At 67.9% G+C, this 16,985-nt stretch carries 18 protein-coding genes; 8 read left to right on the plus strand and 10 right to left on the minus strand.

Features of this window, described 5'->3' with window-relative positions:
• Positions 1-367 precede the first annotated feature (367 nt).
• Positions 368-793, plus strand: a complete 426-nt coding sequence (locus IU452_RS02785) for a plastocyanin/azurin family copper-binding protein (RefSeq protein ID WP_195107244.1) — start codon at positions 368-370, stop codon at positions 791-793.
• Here the strand turns inward: IU452_RS02785 and IU452_RS02790 are convergent.
• Positions 780-1,244, minus strand: a complete 465-nt coding sequence (locus tag IU452_RS02790) for a MarR family winged helix-turn-helix transcriptional regulator (protein WP_195107245.1) — start codon at positions 1,242-1,244, stop codon at positions 780-782. The genes IU452_RS02785 and IU452_RS02790 overlap by 14 nt on opposite strands.
• 134 nt (positions 1,245-1,378) lie before the next feature.
• Here IU452_RS02790 and IU452_RS02795 point away from each other — a divergent pair, with 134 nt between their 5' ends.
• The gene (locus IU452_RS02795; protein ID WP_195107246.1) at positions 1,379-2,563 is read left to right on the plus strand and encodes an MFS transporter; all 1,185 of its coding nucleotides are present in this window, start codon (positions 1,379-1,381) and stop codon (positions 2,561-2,563) included.
• Between the two features lie 168 nt (positions 2,564-2,731).
• Here IU452_RS02795 and glmS read toward each other — a convergent pair whose 3' ends face one another.
• Positions 2,732-4,597, minus strand: coding sequence for a glutamine--fructose-6-phosphate transaminase (isomerizing) (gene glmS, locus IU452_RS02800; protein WP_195107247.1), 1,866 nt, complete (start codon positions 4,595-4,597; stop codon positions 2,732-2,734).
• 118 nt (positions 4,598-4,715) lie between these two features.
• Between glmS and IU452_RS02805 the strand changes: the two genes are divergently transcribed.
• The 5 genes from IU452_RS02805 to IU452_RS02825 all read left to right on the plus strand — a co-directional run bounded on the left by IU452_RS02805 (position 4,716) and on the right by IU452_RS02825 (position 9,306).
• Positions 4,716-5,582: a dienelactone hydrolase family protein gene (locus tag IU452_RS02805; protein WP_195107248.1), complete on the plus strand. Its 867-nt coding sequence runs from the start codon at positions 4,716-4,718 to the stop codon at positions 5,580-5,582.
• Between the two features lie 202 nt (positions 5,583-5,784).
• A complete protein-coding gene (locus IU452_RS02810; protein WP_195107249.1) occupies positions 5,785-6,132 on the plus strand; it encodes a hypothetical protein in 348 nt (115 codons plus the stop codon).
• Positions 6,129-7,445, plus strand: coding sequence for a hypothetical protein (locus IU452_RS02815; RefSeq protein WP_195107250.1), 1,317 nt, complete (start codon positions 6,129-6,131; stop codon positions 7,443-7,445). The genes IU452_RS02810 and IU452_RS02815 overlap by 4 nt, the downstream gene beginning before the upstream one ends.
• Positions 7,442-8,110: a hypothetical protein gene (locus tag IU452_RS02820; RefSeq protein WP_195107251.1), complete on the plus strand. Its 669-nt coding sequence runs from the start codon at positions 7,442-7,444 to the stop codon at positions 8,108-8,110. Before IU452_RS02815 ends, IU452_RS02820 begins: the two co-directional genes overlap by 4 nt.
• A complete protein-coding gene (locus tag IU452_RS02825) occupies positions 8,107-9,306 on the plus strand; it encodes an RDD family protein (protein WP_195107252.1) in 1,200 nt (399 codons plus the stop codon). Before IU452_RS02820 ends, IU452_RS02825 begins: the two co-directional genes overlap by 4 nt.
• Here IU452_RS02825 and IU452_RS02830 read toward each other — a convergent pair.
• The 5 genes from IU452_RS02830 to IU452_RS02850 form a co-directional block, all read right to left on the minus strand.
• Positions 9,279-9,560 (minus strand): hypothetical protein, encoded by a 282-nt coding sequence (locus IU452_RS02830; protein ID WP_195107253.1) that lies wholly within the window; start codon positions 9,558-9,560, stop codon positions 9,279-9,281. The genes IU452_RS02825 and IU452_RS02830 overlap by 28 nt on opposite strands.
• Before the next feature lie 67 nt (positions 9,561-9,627).
• Positions 9,628-11,472, minus strand: a complete 1,845-nt coding sequence (locus IU452_RS02835) for a hypothetical protein (protein WP_195107254.1) — start codon at positions 11,470-11,472, stop codon at positions 9,628-9,630.
• A 28-nt stretch (positions 11,473-11,500) separates the two neighbouring features.
• Entirely contained in the window at positions 11,501-11,812 is a 312-nt protein-coding gene (locus tag IU452_RS02840) for a hypothetical protein (protein WP_195107255.1), read from the minus strand.
• Positions 11,813-11,841: 29 nt separating this feature from the next.
• On the minus strand, positions 11,842-12,147 hold the full coding sequence (locus IU452_RS02845) for a DUF6802 family protein (protein WP_195107256.1): 306 nt from the start codon (positions 12,145-12,147) through the stop codon (positions 11,842-11,844).
• A gap of 116 nt (positions 12,148-12,263) precedes the next feature.
• Positions 12,264-12,455 (minus strand): PspC domain-containing protein, encoded by a 192-nt coding sequence (locus IU452_RS02850; RefSeq protein WP_195107257.1) that lies wholly within the window; start codon positions 12,453-12,455, stop codon positions 12,264-12,266.
• A 143-nt stretch (positions 12,456-12,598) separates the two neighbouring features.
• On the opposite strand from IU452_RS02850, the gene IU452_RS02855 reads away from it, so the two are divergent.
• On the plus strand, positions 12,599-14,248 hold the full coding sequence (locus IU452_RS02855) for an ABC-F family ATP-binding cassette domain-containing protein (protein WP_416382263.1): 1,650 nt from the start codon (positions 12,599-12,601) through the stop codon (positions 14,246-14,248).
• A gap of 27 nt (positions 14,249-14,275) precedes the next feature.
• On the opposite strand, the gene IU452_RS02860 is transcribed toward IU452_RS02855, so the two are convergent.
• Genes IU452_RS02860 through IU452_RS02870 form a run of 3 tightly spaced genes read right to left on the minus strand, consistent with a single transcriptional unit; the run spans position 14,276 to position 16,930 of the window.
• On the minus strand, positions 14,276-15,244 hold the full coding sequence (locus tag IU452_RS02860) for a hypothetical protein (protein ID WP_195107258.1): 969 nt from the start codon (positions 15,242-15,244) through the stop codon (positions 14,276-14,278).
• On the minus strand, positions 15,231-16,610 hold the full coding sequence (locus IU452_RS02865; RefSeq protein ID WP_195107259.1) for a hypothetical protein: 1,380 nt from the start codon (positions 16,608-16,610) through the stop codon (positions 15,231-15,233). The genes IU452_RS02860 and IU452_RS02865 overlap by 14 nt, the downstream gene beginning before the upstream one ends.
• The gene (locus IU452_RS02870) at positions 16,607-16,930 is read right to left on the minus strand and encodes a hypothetical protein (protein WP_195107260.1); all 324 of its coding nucleotides are present in this window, start codon (positions 16,928-16,930) and stop codon (positions 16,607-16,609) included. The genes IU452_RS02865 and IU452_RS02870 overlap by 4 nt, the downstream gene beginning before the upstream one ends.
• Positions 16,931-16,985 lie beyond the last annotated feature (55 nt).

Raw genomic sequence — 16,985 nt, forward strand, 5'->3', positions numbered from 1 at the left:
ACCAGCGCACACTCGAAACGAGAGCACCAGCGCAAACTCGAAACGAGAACGCCAGCGCGACCTCGGGACCAGAACGCCAGCGCCCACACGGGGGAACAAGAGCGCCAGCGCGTGGGAAACAAGAACACCGATGCGAACTCGGTGAGGACCTTCTCCAGCACAAGGGCATCGAGGTGTTGGAAGCCGACAGTTCAGTGTCGGATGCGCTCGTAGATACGACGGCTCGTCAAATTCGGGAAGTGTGTGGCGGGTTGGGTGTCGGGCGTCGTCGAAAGCTGCGCGTGGACATCGGGGACGGGAAGGCGAGGGAGCACTGCGGGGTGGTGTGGCGAACGGGTGGTTATCGGGGCCGGACTAGGCTGGGGGTATGTCGCTTGGCAAGCACCGCAGGGCACGTGTGCATATCGGGGTCGCTGGGGGTGCGGTGGCGGTGATGTTGCTGGTGGGTGGATGTGGTTCAGGGACAGATGAATCGGCGTCGCCGTCGACGACCGCTTCCGCCACGTCGACGACCGCACCGGCGACCGCCGCGCAGCCGGCCACGGTCACGGTCGAGGTGGACGATATGAAGTTCTCGCCCGCGGATGTGAGCATCCGCGTCGGGGGCACCGTGACCTGGAAGTTCTCCGATCGGTTCCCGCATGCGGTGCAGGGCATCGGGGATGCCGCGATGGGGATCAACAGTCCCATCACCGAGAACGGCGAGTGGAGCCACACCTTCACCGTCCCCGGGACCTACCGCTATCTGTGCCCGCTGCACCCGGAGATGCGCGGCACCGTCACCGTGCAATAGCCGCCGAATTCATGGCCTCGACGGCCGCGACCAGCGGGGCCAGTTCGGGGTCGGCGGCGGCTTGGCGGAGTTCGGCCGACAGGGCGGTGTCGTAGGTGGGGCGCGCCAGTCCCAGCAACTCCAGGCCCGCCGGTGTCACGTCGGTGTAGATGCCGCGACGGTCGTCGGGGCACAGGTACCGCTGCAGCAGGCCGCGGTCTTCCAATCGGGTGACCAGGCGGGTCGTCGCGCTCTGGCTCAGCGCCACCGAGTCGGCGACCTGATTCATGCGCAGATGACCTCCCGGCCCGTCGTGCTGGCGACTCAGCACAACCAGTAGCGAGTACTCGCGCACGCTGAGCCCGTGTCCGGATTGCAGGGCGCGCTCGATCCGGGCCGCGATCCGATCGTGCAGCACCGACAGTGCGCACCAGCCGTCGGCGAGCCCGGTGAGCGTGGCGTCCGCGGTCATATGTCCTCCTGCGTACGGGGTCGATTTCCAGGATAACCCTTCCGATCAATAGCCCGCGTTTGCAATTAGATTGCGCATGCAATTATTGTTGTCGCTTGTAACACTCGTACGCATGCCATGTGGAGGCTTCACTCATGCCGCTCGCCCTCCTTGCCCTCACGGTCGGGGCATTCGCCATCGGCACGACCGAATTCATCGTGGTCGGCCTGCTGCCGGGAATCGCCGAGACGTTCGGCGTCTCGATCCCCACGGCCGGATGGCTGGTCAGCGGGTACGCGCTCGGTGTGCTCGCCGGTGCACCCGTCATGACCGGCCTCGGCACCCGCGTCTCCCGCAAGCGCATGCTGCTGATCAGCCTGACCCTGCTCATCGGCGGCAACGTGCTGTCCGCCGCCGCGCCGAGCTTCGGCCTGATGCTGACCGGTCGCATCGTCGCGTCGCTGGCGCACGGGGCGTTCTTCGGGATCGGCGCGATCGTCGCCGGAACTCTGGTCCGACCGGAGCGCCGCGCCGGAGCGATCTCGATGATGTTCACCGGATTGACGGTGTCGGCGGTCGTCGGCGTGCCGCTGAGCACGCTGCTGGGGCAGCATTTCGGCTGGCGGCTGGCGTTCTCGCTGGTGGCGGTGGTCGGGCTGGCCGCATTCGCGGGCGTGGTCGCGCTGGTTCCGGATCAGCCCGCCCAGCCCGGCGCCCGAATCCGACACGAGGCGGCCGTGCTACGCAATCCGCAGGTCCTGCTCGCGATGGCGATGACGGTGCTCGGCTTCGGCGGAGTCTTCGCGGCGCTGACCTACCTCGCGCCGATGATGACCGACGTCACCGGATTCGCGGGCAGCTCGGTCACCTGGATCATGGCGCTGTTCGGCGTCGGCTTCCTGATCGGCAATCTGCTCGGCGGCCGCTACGCCGACCGGCATCTGATGCCGATGCTCTACCTCACGTTGAGTTCGCTCGCGGTGGTGCTGGCGCTGTTCACCCTCACCGCCCACAACAAGTTCGCGGCCGCTGTCACCGTAGTGCTCATCGGCGCAACGGGTTTCGCGACGGTGCCTCCGCTGCAGAAGCGGGTGCTGGACTACGCCGCCAGCGCCCCGACCCTGGCCTCTGCCCTCAATATCGGCGCCTTCAACCTCGGCAACGCCCTCGCGGCCTGGCTGGGCGGCCTGGTCATCGATGCGGGCTTCGGCTACACCGCCTCCAATTGGGTGGGCGTCGCGCTGTCCGGCAGCGCCGTCGGCCTGGCGGTGCTGTCCGGCGCGCTGGAACGGCGTGAGCAGACCGAGCTACCGGCCGAAGACCTTGTCACCGTGAGCTGATCGACGAACGTAGTGACCCCGTCGCCAAAAGGAGAGGGGAGCCCCGATCCCCGGAAGGAGAACCAGCCCCACCACAAGTTCGAGCCGCACCCCTTATTCGCAAACGCACCCTCTTCGAGTCCTCGGAGAGGGTGCGTTTGTCCGCACGGGGTGCGGCTGGGCCTTCGGTCACTCCACGGTGACGGACTTGGCGAGGTTGCGGGGCTTGTCGATGTCGTAGCCGCGGGCCTGGGCGACCTCGGCGGCGAAGACCTGCAGGGGAACCGTCGACAGCAGGGGCTGGAAAAGCGTTGGCGCGACGGGGATCTCGATGAGATGGTCGGCGAACGGGCGGACGGTGTCGTCGCCCTCCTCGGCGATCACGATGGTGCGGGCGCCGCGGGCCTGGATCTCGCGAATGTTGCTCAGCAGCTTGGAATGCAGCACCGCGCGACCCTTCGGGGAGGGCATCACCACGATCACCGGCAGCCCCTCCTCGATCAGCGCGATCGGGCCGTGCTTGAGCTCACCGGCGGCGAAGCCCTCCGCATGCATGTACGCCAGCTCCTTGAGCTTCAGCGCACCCTCGAGGGCCACCGGGTAGCCGACGTGGCGGCCCAGGAACAGCACGGTCGACTGATGCGCGAACTGGCGGGCGATGGCACGCACCTGCGGGGCGGTCTCCAGGACGCGCTCCACCAGCCTCGGCATCGACTCCAGTTCGGCGAATTCGCGGGCCACCTCGTCGGGATACTTGGTGCCGCGGGCCTGCGCGAGGGCCAGGCCCACCAGGTAATTCGCGGTGATCTGGGCGAGGAACGCCTTGGTGGAGGCCACCCCGATCTCCGGACCGGTGCGGGTGTAGAGCACCGCGTCGGATTCGCGCGGGATCTGCGCGCCGTTGGTGTTGCAGATGGCCAGCACGCGCGCCTTCTGCTCCTTGGCGTGCCGCACCGCCTCCAGCGTGTCGGCGGTCTCGCCGGACTGCGAGATCGCCACCACCAGCGTGGACCGATCCAGAACCGGATCCCGGTAACGGAATTCGCTGGCCAGCTCCACCTCGACGGGCAGCCGCGTCCAATGCTCGATGGCGTATTTGGCCAGCAGCCCGGCGTGATACGAACTGCCGCAGGCGACCACGAAGACCTTGTCGAATTCGCGCAGCTCCTGATCGGCCAGGCGCTGCTCGTCCAGGACGATGCGGCCGTTCGCGAAATGCCCGATCAGGGTGTCGGCGACACCGGCCGGCTGCTCCTCGATCTCCTTGAGCATGAAGTAGTCGTGGCCGCCCTTCTCGGCCGCGGCCATATCCCAGTCGATGGTGAACGGACGGGTCGGAACGCCGGTGTTGCCGTCGAAATCGGTGACGGTGTAGCTGTCGGCGGTGATCACCACGGCCTGATCCTGGCCGAGTTCGACGGCCTCGCGGGTGTGCTCGATGAAGGCGGTCACATCGGAGGCGATGAACATCTCGCCCTTGCCGACGCCCACCACCAGGGGCGTGGAGCGGCGGGCGGCGATGATCGTGTCCGGGTGGTCGGCATGGGTGAACACCAGCGTGAACGCACCCTCCAACCGGCGCAGCACCGCCAGTGCACTGGCCACGAAGTCCCCGGCGGTCGGGCCCGCGGCGTAGGCGCGCGCCACCAGATGCACCGCGACCTCGGTGTCGGTATCGCTGCGCAGCTCCACCCCGGCGTCCTCGAGTTCGCGGCGCAGCGGCGCGAAGTTCTCGATGATCCCGTTGTGCACGACCGCGGCCTTGCCGGTGGCGTCGCGGTGCGGGTGGGCGTTGCGGTCGGTCGGGGCGCCGTGCGTGGCCCAGCGGGTGTGCCCCATTCCGGTCGTCCCCGCGAATGCGTCGATGCCGGTCTCGGCGAGCTCGGCCTCCAGATTGGCCAGCCGCCCCGCCTTCCGTTCCACCGCGATCGTGCCCGCGCCGTCCAGGATCGCCACGCCTGCGGAGTCGTATCCTCGGTACTCCATGCGGCGAAGCGCGTCCACGACGACGCCGAGCGCGTCCCGGTAACCGACGTAGCCCACGATTCCGCACATGGGTACCCAGCCTACTGGGAGCCGTACGACATGCGAATCCGACAGCCTTCGCCCTGTTCGCGGGCATAGGGGCCCGAGGGCGGGGCAATTCCACACCACATCGGTTAAGTTCGAGCACGTGTCGGCGTCTGTGAAATCACTCCTGAGCACCCTGTCCGCTACCGGCCCGCACCGGGTCATGCGCGGCAACCTGGGCATTACCGGGCAGCCGGGTGTGGTGTTCACCCCGGAGGAGGGCCGGAATCTGCCCGCGGTCGCGTTCGGCCACGGCTGGCTGAGCGGCGTCGGCAACTATCGCAAGCTGCTGGAACACCTTGCGTCCTGGGGTTTCGTCGCCGCCGCACCCGATACCGAACGCGGGCCGATTCCGTCACATCTGAACCTGTCCACCGATCTGCTCACCACCCTCGATATCTGCGCGGGTGTGCGCCTGGGCGAGGGCAGGATCAGTGTTCATCCCGACCGTCTCGCGCTCGCCGGACACGGAATGGGCGCGGGAGCCGCCGCCATCGCCGCCTCCCAGCGCAAGGTCGCCGCGGTCGCGGCCCTGTTCCCGGCCCCCACCGCGCCGTCCGCGGAGTCCCTGGCCCCCGAGATCGACACGCCGGCCCTGATCCTGGCCGGCGGAGAGGACATCGGCTCGTTCGGCTCCAATGCCCTGTCCCTCGCCGCCGCGTGGGGTGGTCCGATGGTGCTGCGGTCCATCGATAAGGCCTCACACAACGGCATCGTCGAGGGTCGCCGCGCCCTCGCAGCCCTCGGCGCGGGCAAACACGAACCCAAAACCGAACGCATCGCGCGCGGCCTGCTCGTCGGCTACCTGAACTATCAACTTCTCGGCGACAAGACCTATGAGGCCTTCGCCGATCCGGAGGCGGTCATCCCCCACACCCAGGCCCTCGACCCGGAGGCGACCGAGGAGGACGAGCCCCAGCAGCCGTCGAAACTGCAGCTGCTGCACGTAGTTCAGATGCTGCGCAAGTGACGGCTGCTCGACCCGCAACGTCTGCCTGACGCCAACCCAGGCGCGTCCCGGTCCGGCCGGTCGCTGGGTACACGACGGCCTCTGCAGCCCTCGATTCATTAGTCGAGGGAACGGAATCGACGTTCCGTGCGTCCAACCCCCCGAGTGGTCATCCGGATCCACGTCCTCCCAGTTACCCGAGACAGTACGAAGGAGCGTTTACTTGGCCGGCTTTCTGCAGGTGGATATCGAGGCGCTGAGCAAGGCCGTTCAGTCGCTCCGCAACTCCGAACAGGTGCTCAACGACGTGCTGAAGGCCATGGCGCAAGGCGGGCACGGCGACATCGGCACGAAGGTGCTCAACGACGCCGCCGACAGCTTCCAGCAGCGATGGCACTACGGCGTCGAGCGCATCGGCGAGACGGCCGGCAGCACGGCGGACGGCATCGCCCAGTGCCGCGACGCCTACCAGCAGGTCGATAGCCAGTTCGCGCAGATTCTGCAGCAGCTGAGGGGGACAGCAGGCGGCCCGACACCTCGGCAGTCTCCCGCGCCGGAGGCGAAGGCGTGAGCGAAAACCCCTACCCCAACCTAGGTTTCAATCCGGTGCCAGGCGCACCCAGCGACGTCACCGCTCTACACGGCCAGATCAACTCCGCCGCCCAAGCGGTCAAGGAAACCAACGATCTGCTGCGCCGCTTGCGCAACAGCAACGACGACGTGTGGAAAGGCGAGGGCGGCGATGCCTTTCGCGCTCATTTCGACGCCACGCTGGCCCAAGACCTCGGCTATGCACAGGACTCACTCGAACGCGCTGTAGGCCTGCTCGGCCAATGGCACACCGGCCTCGTCGGTTTCCAGGACACCGCCAAGGGCCTGGAAACCGAGGCCGCCGCAGCCCGCGGACAACACGCGCAAGCCGTCACTGCATTGCAGCGCGCCCAATCCAACCCCGATCTGGGCCTGGCGAATATGCGATTCTCCGACCCGAATGAACTCGCCGCCGCCCAGGCGCGCTTGGACGCCGCCGCAGCCCAGGTCCGCACGGCAAGCGCCGCCGTCGACAACTTGCAGGGCCAGATCGCCTCGATCATCCAGCGAGCCCGCGACCTCGAAGGCGAACACGACAAGCTGGCCAAGAAGATCGCCGCCGAACTCGACGCCGCCGCCAAGGATTTCGCCCCCAGCCCACCGGACAAGAGCATCTGGGATCGGATTGCGGACGCGGTGAAAGGTGTCGGAAAGTTTCTCGATGAGCATCGAAAAGGCCTTCATCAGATCCTGTCCATTGTCGCCGCGGTGGGCGGGCTCGTCGCCTTGGTGACCCCGCCGCCCATCGACATCATCGGATTCGCCGTCGGCGCCGCCGCCACCGCTGGTCTGCTCGCCATCGATCTCTCCGACCCGAATATCCGCGAGGGTCTGATGAACGGGGAACTCGACGCGTGGAAGACGGTCGGGCTGGATTCGCTGGGCCTGGCGCCCGCCGGTGGCTCGGCAATGGCCGCAGGCAAGGTCGGCTGGGGCCTGCTGCGGGGTACCGAGGCGGTAGCCGACGGCGCCCATGCGGCACAGACGGTCGGGGCCGGCGAGCGCATCGGCAGCGCGATGTATCAGGCGTTGACTCACGAACCGACATTGAGTTCGAAGGGTGTGTCGAGCGTGGTGAATCTGCTCGACAAAGTTCCCGGTGTGCCGAATGTGGCCACGGCTCTGGGCATGGACAAAGCCGCCGTAGCCGTGCTGCAGGCCACCGGCGTGACCAGTGGGCAGTACGTGGCGGCCACCGCGACCGAAGGGATAGACCTGTTCGCTCGGTCCGGCAAGGTCGTGCACTCCCTCATGAACCCGGTGGAATCGTGGGTCGGAGGTCACGAAAAATGATGCAAGACAACACACCTGCGGACGAGACCACCATCAGGGTGGCTATTCCGGAAGGTTACATCGCACTGCCCCTGCAAGGCATCGACGATTCCATCTCCGCCGCGACGTCTCTGTTCGAGCAACTCGGGCCGGGGGGTGTAAGCGATGCCGCACCGGCCGTTCTCCGAACATTGCGCACGTTTCTGACCAGGCTCTCTTCGCTGAATGTCGCGTATTGCGGGCTCGGTAAACATCGATCCAGCGATGGGCGCACCATGACATCGACACTCGTCATCACGGCGAGTAGATATGGCGAGCAAAGAAACCCTCGACTGACGCTGGCCGACTATCTATCCGCAAAGGAAGGCTCGGCAGGATGCCTGAACGTCGAAATCATTGAGATTTCAGGCAATACGATACTGATATCGGACCGCGTAACACGGATGCCCTCGCCCGAGTTTCCGACGTCAGGATCCGAACCCGACGAACCGACGGAGACCGAGGTCTACCAGATCGAGGCTGTCGTCCCCTCGCGGGATGGATCCCGTATCGCCGTGGTGGAACTCTCCACCACCTTTGTCGAATCCGGGGAGGAGTACGTCCCGGTGGTCGCGGCGCTGGCCGGCACCATCGAGTTCATCGCCGCACCCAACCCTCACCTAGGAAAGTCTTTGCTGGGAATATGACCGAAGAGCCGACCGCCGGGCCGCACGGCAAGGCACAGCCTGCGATCTCCTGGCCCGCCACCCGAGCCGCGGTTCGGAGACAAAGTGTGCTGCCGTGGCTTTTGCTGATCGCCGGCTTGGCCTGTCTGCCATTGAGTTTGGTACTCATCGACATCCAGGACCGAGCACCCTCGGAGGGAGCACGTGCGGCGATCGGGGTTTCGGCGAATCTCTCGGCGGCCGTCTTCACGGTAGGGATCATCTTCGGCGGCGGCTATGGGTGGATTCGGCGACGGCGGCGGAAGGCGCTGAGGCGTTATCCGTGGGTGCGGTGGCCGATCAACTACATCAGCACCGGTCGTAACGAGTGGGTGGAACTGCTGGATGCGAACGGACAGCCGGTGTCCGGGCTCATTCTGAGCACCTGGGCGAAGGACATCGGAAAGCTGGTGAATCAGAGCACCACCGAAGTCTGGTTCGCCGGAGATCCACAGAAGTACGGGGTGATTTCGCGACCGGGTGGCGGCGATCTGCGGTATGCCTACCGCGCCAAGTCGCGACCGCCACCACGGTTCACATTCCGTGACCGCGAACCTGACGGCCATCCGCGGACCACGGGGGGCACGAACGGTGCGACCAATAACTTCGAAATGCACCGGGAAAACGGGAAGGTGGTGATGAAGCCACCCGACGGGCGGCCGGAGACTCGCCACGGTGCGCTCGGCGATTCACGATATCCGTCGCCGCGCGGCATGCGGCGCACCATCGCCTTCCTGGTGGATTGGCTGTTGCATGTCGGGTGCGCGATAGGCGGCGGCGTGGCCGTGTCCCCGGACTTCTCCACAGCAGCTGTACGCAGCCTGGATTGGCGCCATGTGGGTGTCAACCTCGTTGCCATGGTCGGTTTTTGGCTCGCAGCATCGGCGGCGGATCGAGTGCTGGTTCAGTCGATCTTCCACACGACCCTCGGAAAGGCGATCTTCGGCCTGGTCGTGATACGACCGGACAATGGGCGCTTTCCCTCCTTCGGAAAGCTACTCGGCGTCTGGCTGGTCGACTTCTACCTCGCCATCGCACTGCCCATCGGGCTGCTGACCTTCTCCAACCTCCCCGGGCCCGACAACCTCGAGGACTACTTCCTGCCCGCGGTGCGACGGCGGGATGTGAAGGGGGAGGACGGCATGCGCGGTCAGACCAGCCAGCTTGTGCGGCGGTAATAGGCGTCGTCGTCGGGGGTGGGCGGCTGGCTGGGGATCACCTGAGGAGGCTGGTCGGTGTGCCGGGGCTCGCGGGGGGTGGCCTCGTGGCGGGCGGTTTCCGCTGCTTCGGTGTCGGCGCGGTGGATGGCGGCCAAGAGGTCTGCGACCTCGGCGGAGCGGTCGTGTCTTCGCTCGTCGCACTCCTCCTGCAGGCCCCGGACGAGGCGGCGGTGGGCGTCCACGAGGTCGTCGATGTCGTCGGCGGCGCTCATGGGTGCGCCTCGCCGGTGGTCGGTTCCGGCAGGATCGCCGGGGCGGCGGCGCCGATTGTTCGCTCGTTCATACGCGATCGCTTTCGGCGCGCCTGCGGGCGGGTGAGAGGGGACCGGCCTCGGCGAGGGAGGCGCCGCTGTCGGTGGGGCCATCCGAGGCCGGGAGGGGGCCCGCTCCGGCCAAGGCGGCACCGCTGTCTGCCGTGGGGAGGGGTCCGGCTTCGGCCAACGTTGCGCCGCTGCCTTTGGGGTTGTCGGGTGGAGACGCCGCAGGCGGCTGGACAGGCTGATCGGAGACCTGAGGCGGCGCAGCGGGCTGATCACGCGAAGACACCACAGGCGGCGGAACAGGATGGTCGGGGGCCGCGGGTGGTGGGCTGGGCTGGTCGGGCCGAGGAGCCATTGGTGATGAATCGGGGTCGCGGTCTTTCGTGGGAGCCTGCTGTTCCGGCTTCTCTTCACCGGCGTGAGGGGTGGGCGGGTGGTGCTCGGGCTGCGGTGCGCCGGACTCGTGTTGGTTCGGCTCCGGCGGGTTGTGCTCGACCGCGGTGATGACCGGAATGCCGTGGTCGTCCAGCCGCACTGCGAATTCCTGTCCGTGCCCGCTCGGTTCGGACACGTCGAGCTTCAGCTCGCCGCTGCCGATCTCGACCGTCAGATGCCGTCCGGCGACGTCGAATTCGGCCCTGGGGGTCTCACCCGGATGACCGGTCAGTTCGTCCAGTTTCCCGACGGCGTCGCCGACTCCCTGGTGGATCATCCCCGACAAAACGCCGAGGCCATGCTCGAGCGGCTGAACCAAACCGCCTACCAGTGGCGACATCTCCCCAGCGAGCCGAGAGATCTGTGCGAGGCCGTCGCCCGCGCCCGGCACTCTCCCGGCGGGCTGCTGTGCGGGTGCACCGGCGTCCGGCTGTGAGGGGACATCTGCCGCAGCCGAAAACTGCGAGGGGACACCTGCCGCAGCAGACTGCGACGGGACACCGCCCACGGCAGACTGCGAGGGGACACCCCCCACGGCAGACTGCAACGAGACAGGCGGAGCGCTCCGCCCGCGGTCAACGGACAGCGACGGCACCGATTCGGAACTACCGGTCCCACTCGCAACCCCAGGCCCCGGACGATCGGTCGGCACCCCCGCATCATCGACAGGCATCGGATACCGCGTGGTATCGAGCTTGCTCAACTCCTCCGACAGCTTGCTGTACAACTGCCGCACCGCACTCTGCGTGCTGTCACACAGCGCCTCGAAGCCGTAGACGGTGTTGTCCACATGGAAGACGAACCTGTCCCTGATCCACTCGTAGGCCTTGCGATACTCGTCCTTCTGACCATCGCTGAGTTCGACCCCACCCCGTTGCGACTGCAGATAGGTCCACGACTTCACGATCATGGTGTCGATATCCGCCCGGCCCACGCCGTAGATGTCCGGCTCCGTGGGATGCCAATACCGCGACACCGTCTCGGCCTTCGCCTTGACGATCTCCCGAAGCCCGCGGACAGCCGAGCGCAGGGCGGCTTCGACGGTCTTGGACTGAACGTAATCGTCCTCGGCGCGGCGCAATTGACTCGCCAGCAGGGCGTGCGCGGCCTCACCGGCGCCGCCTTGCCACACCGCATTCAGCGCCCCCAACTGCGCCTGCTGCTTCTGCAGCTCGGCGGCCACCACGATATTGACCCGCACCAGAGCGTCGTGCACTCCCTGCAGGCGCGCCAGATCCATCTCGCGTTCGGCGTCGTACATCGCGCACAGGGTGAGATAGTCCGGCATATCCGCCCGCCCCAGCCCCAACGATGTGCGCACCTCGGTGTATCGGGGCAGATAGTTCTCGAAATACTCGAGCCCGGTGGCACCCTGGTCCAGCATCTCCTCGACAGCGGCGTCGGCGGGCGCGTGGTAGTCGTAGGTCACCGGCTGTCCCCCGCCCGCGGGCCGGGACTCACAGCTGGACCCCGACGGCCTTGATCCTGTGCACGGTGGACGCGTCCGTCGCGACGTATTCATCGGCGCGCCTGGCGAACTGCGCGCCGGTCTGCTCCACCGCCCCCTGCCAGTTCTTCAACCACGCACCGAGGCGTCCGAGGCCGTCGTGCACCTTCTTGCCCTCCGGCCCGTAGGCGCTGCCCGCCTGTGCCGGGCCGAAATCGTGGCCGCCGATCCCGGCCGCCTCGGTGCCGATCACAGCGCCGGAGTTCCGCAGATTCGATCCGAGTTTTCGAAGGGCGTCCGGATCGACCGTCACATACCCCATACCCACCCCTTGCGTGCTGTGGTCAGTCGCTAACCCATATGGCCCTGGTCGGTGCGGACCCACTCGGTGGTGCCGTCGGGGCGATGGTGGAACTCCCAGGCCGCGTAGTCACCGTCCTTGTCGACGATGGTGACATGGTCGGCGATCCCGTCCTCGTCCATATCGGTCCAGACCTCCATGGAGTGATCGCCTTGGACGGTCTCGGTGTCCGGGATGCCGTCGCCGCTCAAATCCTGTGTGGGATGGTGCAGTTCGACGGGGCCCAGGCCCCCGAGATCGGAGTGGGCGTCGACGTGCGGCAGATCCATGCCCGGCAGATCGCCTGATGAGATCATGTGCGGCTCCTCGAGGGACGTGCGACGGGTTGCCGCACCATCCTGTCATCCGCAAGGCCGGTCGCGCAGCCGTCTATCACCAGTTCCTGCGGACAGCACGGAGAATGCGAGGCAGATCACGCCTTGGGGATGATCAGCCACAGCACCAGGTAGATCACGAACTGCGGGCCGGGCAGCAGGCACGACAGCACGAACAGCAGCCGCACGATGGTGGCGTTCCAGCCGAAGTACTGCGCGATACCGCCGCAGACGCCGGCGATCCACTTGTCGCTGCGCGAGCGGGTGAGGCGGCGGGTGGGTGCGGTCATCGGGTTTCTCCTTGTCTCGAACGGTACGACTCCACTGTGCTGGGTGCGGACCCTTCCGCGCATCGGGCGCAGGACCCATCACCACCCTGATTTCCGACGGCCCGACCTCAGGGTCCGACCCCGACACCGGCACACTGTCTCGGGTGACCACTCTGCATGCACGCGGCCTGTCCGCCGGCCACGGCGAGCGGACCCTGTTCGAGGATCTCGACCTGGTGCTGGCTCCCGGTGATGTGGTCGGTCTGGTCGGGGTGAACGGTGCCGGTAAGTCGACGCTGCTGCGCACGCTGGCCGAGCAGAATCCGCCCACCGGGGAGATCACCCTGAGCCCGCCCGACGCCACCGTCGGATATCTGGCGCAGGAACCCGAACGCGTGCCGGGCGAGACGGTGCTGCAATTTCTGGCCCGCCGCACGGGAGTGGCCGCGGCGCAGCGGGCCATGGACGCCGCGGCGGAACGACTCGCCGACGGCGGACCCGACGAGTATTCGCCCGCGCTGGAACGCTGGCTGGCGCTCGGCGGCGCGGACCTGGAACAGCGTGCCGAGGAGGTCGCGGCCGATCTGGGCCTGATCGACAGCCTGCCCAATGGTCTGCAGGCGCCGATGACCGGACTGTCCGGCGGGCAGGCCGCCCGCGCCGGATTGGCGTCGGTGCTGCTGTCGCGGTTCGACATCCTGCTGCTCGACGAGCCCACCAACGATCTGGATCTGGACGGGCTGGCCCGGCTCGAACAGTTCGTCGCCGGGGTGCGGGTGCCGTTGATGGTGATCAGCCACGACCGGGAGTTCCTGGCGCGCACGGTGAATCGGATCATCGAATTGGATCTCGCCCAGCAGCAGGTCGGCAGCTACGACGGCGGCTACGAGTCCTATCTGGAGGAACGCGAGATCGCGCGCCGCCACGCCCGGGAGGCCTACGACGAGTACGCCGACACCAAGGCCGCCCTCGAGGCCCGTGCGCAGATGCAGCGCAACTGGCTCGAGCACGGCGTGCGCACGGCCCGCCGCAAGGCCCGCGATCCCCGAAAAGTGGACTCCGACAAGGCCGGTCGCAAAATGCGGGCCGAGTCCACCGAGAAACAGGCCTCGAAGGTGCGCCAGACCCAGCGCCGCATCGAGCGGCTCGAGACGGTGGAGGAGCCGCGCAAGGAGTGGGAGTTGCGGATGTCGATCGCGCCCGCCCCGCGCAGCGGCTCGGTGGTCGCCACCGTGTCGGATGCGACGGTGGTCCGCGGCGATTTCACGCTGGGACCGGTGACGACACAGGTGGATTGGGGCGATCGGATCGTGTTGACCGGCGCCAACGGCTCCGGCAAGTCGACGCTGCTGGCGCTGTTGCTGGGCAGGATCCGGCCGGACCGGGGGACGGCGGCGCTCGGCTCCGGTGTGGCCGTGGGCGAGGTGGATCAGGCCCGCGGCCTGTTCCGCGCAAGCGCCTCCCTCGCCGACACGTTCAGCGCCGAGGTCCCGGACCGGTCCGAAGCCGACGTGCGCACGCTGCTCGCCAAATTCGGCCTGCGCGGTACCCAGGTCCTGCGCGCGAGCGACACCCTCTCCCCCGGTGAACGCACCCGCGCCGCCCTGGCCCTGCTACAGGCCCGCGGCGTCAACCTCCTCGTCCTCGACGAACCCACCAACCACCTCGACCTCCCGGCCATCGAACAGCTCGAGCAGGCCGTCGAATCCTTCACCGGCACTCTGCTGCTGGTAACCCACGACCGCCGCATGCTCGACAGCATCCGCGCCACCCGCCGCTGGCGCATGGATCGCGGGCAACTATTCGAGGACTGAGCATCGACCGCTGTGTCGGCCGGGATATCACCCCGCGTGGATGGCCGTGATGAGGGTGCGGGTGGCGATGGTGCGGGTGGTGATGATCTGGGTGAAGGTGCGGGGTTGTTCGTCGGGCCTCTGTTCGGTGAGGCGGACCTCCCACTGGCCCTCGTCGCCGGCGCGGGTGATCTGCACGCAGTAGCGGGTGCCGACCGGGACCTGGTTGATGCCGCGCTGAATCTCCTCGGCGGTGCGCACCGTCGCATCGTCGGCGACGACGGCCCGGGCCGCGAAACCGGAGCGCTGCACGTAATAGGCGCGTTCGAAGGCGAGGATGGCGTCGGGGCCGCTGCCGGTGCCGCCGGGATCGGTCCCGGACACCACATCCGCGGTGCGGCGCTGCTGACAGCCGTCGGCCGCAATGGTATTCGGGACGGCGGTCGGCACGCCCACGGCCGCCGTCCCGGGCACCGAGGTATGGACGGGCACCGGCTTCGTGGCGGTCGCGGGCTGTGCGCGTTTGCCGGTATGGATCACCGTCAGCACGATCGACACCACCACGACCCCCAGGCCCAGCACGATCAGCGCGGCCACCACCTTGTCGCCGCGGCGGTTGTCGCGGCGGGGCCGACGCGGATGCCGCAACCGGGCGCCGGGATTACCTCCCGACCGATCGATCAGTACCGGAATCAGATCGGACTTGTCGGCCGGATCGTCCGTGGCGTCGTACTCGCTGGCGTGGTGCACGCGTTCGCCGGGCGCCGCGATCGGTTCCCGCTGCGGCACCGGGCTCGGATCGAGCCACCGTTCCCATTCGCCGGACGGATACGACGAACCCTGCGGGCCCGGTAGCGGCTCGGGCACGGCGCTCGCCTGATTGCCGCGCCGGACCGGACGGCGACCGGACCGGCGCCGCCTCGACGGTTTCCGCTCCGGGGTCCGCAGCATCGGCAGCCCGAGGTCGAACGGATTGCCCTGGTCCTTGCCAGGACCGCCGGAATCAGAGCGTGTCATCGCCGAAATCGCCGATGACGGCGGCGGGAACCGTCTCTTCCTCCGCCACGGCCGCGGGCACTGTCACGCCCAGTTGCCCCTCGCGCGGCTTGTGATCTTGATCGTTGTTCGCCTGCGGGGGCGGCATGGCCATGCCACCGGCGACACCGCCCCCGTGACCGGACTGGTCCGGGGCGGGCGGCGCGGCGGCCGCGGGCGGGGGTGGTTCTGGTGCGGGCGGCGCCGTCGATGCGGGAGGTTGCGGGGCCGGTTCCGGTCGCACCTCCGGTTTCGCCGGGTTTGCACCGGGGCCCGATGCGCTCGGCGCGGGTGCCGACGAATTGTTCGGCGCGGGTGCGGCATTCGGGGCAGGCGGGATGACCACGCCGGGTGTGCTCGGCGACGACTGCCCGGACGGCTGGTTACCGCCGAAATCGAAGATCTTCGATCCGGTGGACCCGTCGCCACCGGTGGTGGAGCCGGGGCGGATCAGTTCGGGAACGGCCGTGTCCACCACGTTGTTCACCGAGGCCGCCACCGTATCCATGGCGTGCGTGCCGACCTCGGCGATCTTGTCGATCAGGTGGGTGCCGATATCCACACCGGCGTTGATTGCGGCCGTACCGACCTGGACACCGGCCTGGATGAGCTGCTGTTGCAGTTGCAGCTGCGCCGCCAGCGCCGGGTCCATCGGCTGGGTCGTTCCCGGTGCGCCGTACTGGTTCGTGGCCGTGCCGCCGACGCCGTACTGCCCGGTGCCGTTCCAGGTGGGGGCGGCGCCGGTCGGTGTGGTGACGGTGAGCGGCTCCATCTCCGACAGGCGCTGGGTGTGATCGTCCATCTCCGTCTGCGCGGCCTGCACCGTCTTGATCGCCTCGCGCAGTGCCTGGGTGGCCCGGGTGATCACGGCGTCGGTGTCCGGGGCGGCGGTGGCATTGCCGAGGATCGTGCGGGCGTCGCGGCGGAAGTCCTCGATGATTCGATCCACCTTCCTGGCGGCGCGCGCACTGGTGGCCTGGGCATCGGCCAGCAATGACAGATAGGCCGGGCCGCGGTCGGAGATCTCGCCGATCCGAGTCTGGGTGGTGCGCAACGTGGGGACAGCGGCATCGGCCGCCGGACCTGTCCAGGTCGATTCCAGGCCGTGCATGCCGTCGCGGTGGGGGCGCTCGGTGTCCGCGGCTTGTGCGGAGGCGTTGGACAGCGCGGTGGCGACGGCCTCGTCGGGAACGCCGACACCGCTGCCGAGGGAGGCGCGCAAATCAAGCAGCGGCTGCACCAATGTCTGCACGATCGGGGGGTCGACCGAGGGGTCGGTGGCCGCGGCGGGCGTGGTGGAGCCGGAATCGTTCGCGGGGCGGCGTTTCATGAGCGCGGCGGGCCTCATGCCAATTCCTCCCCGGTTTGTGCGATGGCGCCCGCGCTGTCGGCGTCGGTGACCTGTGCGGTGGTGTTATAGCCGCGCAGCACCTGCCCGTAGGCGGCGACCAGCTGGCCCGCCGTCGAGAGTGCCTGGGCGTGTTCGGACACCGCGGCGGTGAATCGTGCCGCGAAGTCCGCACCGACCAAACCCAGGTCGGCCGACAGCTTCTCGGGCTGCACCGCGCCCGCCGCGACCGCGGCCGCCGACGCCAGTTGTTCCGAGACCGTATCCGCGATGGTGGTGTAGGCGGCCATCGCCGCCGGATCCAGCTTCAGCGTGTTCACTGTTCCCCCTCACGGAAACCCAAGCTTTCGCTGTCGCATCATGATTCGACGTCCA

This window comes from Nocardia transvalensis, assembly GCF_015477765.1.
Lineage (GTDB): Bacteria > Actinomycetota > Actinomycetes > Mycobacteriales > Mycobacteriaceae > Nocardia > Nocardia transvalensis_A.

What these genes read in the sequence shown, in the direction of transcription:
- glmS (WP_195107247.1), bottom strand. Translation starts at nt 4,597, where the DNA reads ATGTGCGGAATCGTGGGCTACGTCGGTTACCGGGACGCGCTCGGCGTC.
- IU452_RS02845 (WP_195107256.1), bottom strand. Translation starts at nt 12,147, where the DNA reads ATGATCTCATCAGGCGATCTGCCGGGCATGGATCTGCCGCACGTCGAC.
- IU452_RS02790 (WP_195107245.1), bottom strand. Translation starts at nt 1,244, where the DNA reads ATGACCGCGGACGCCACGCTCACCGGGCTCGCCGACGGCTGGTGCGCA.
- IU452_RS02825 (WP_195107252.1), top strand. Translation starts at nt 8,107, where the DNA reads ATGACCGAAGAGCCGACCGCCGGGCCGCACGGCAAGGCACAGCCTGCG.
- IU452_RS02865 (WP_195107259.1), bottom strand. Translation starts at nt 16,610, where the DNA reads ATGAGGCCCGCCGCGCTCATGAAACGCCGCCCCGCGAACGATTCCGGC.
- IU452_RS02850 (WP_195107257.1), bottom strand. Translation starts at nt 12,455, where the DNA reads ATGACCGCACCCACCCGCCGCCTCACCCGCTCGCGCAGCGACAAGTGG.
- IU452_RS02795 (WP_195107246.1), top strand. Translation starts at nt 1,379, where the DNA reads ATGCCGCTCGCCCTCCTTGCCCTCACGGTCGGGGCATTCGCCATCGGC.
- IU452_RS02820 (WP_195107251.1), top strand. Translation starts at nt 7,442, where the DNA reads ATGATGCAAGACAACACACCTGCGGACGAGACCACCATCAGGGTGGCT.
- IU452_RS02830 (WP_195107253.1), bottom strand. Translation starts at nt 9,560, where the DNA reads ATGAGCGCCGCCGACGACATCGACGACCTCGTGGACGCCCACCGCCGC.
- IU452_RS02785 (WP_195107244.1), top strand. Translation starts at nt 368, where the DNA reads ATGTCGCTTGGCAAGCACCGCAGGGCACGTGTGCATATCGGGGTCGCT.
- IU452_RS02840 (WP_195107255.1), bottom strand. Translation starts at nt 11,812, where the DNA reads ATGGGGTATGTGACGGTCGATCCGGACGCCCTTCGAAAACTCGGATCG.
- IU452_RS02860 (WP_195107258.1), bottom strand. Translation starts at nt 15,244, where the DNA reads ATGACACGCTCTGATTCCGGCGGTCCTGGCAAGGACCAGGGCAATCCG.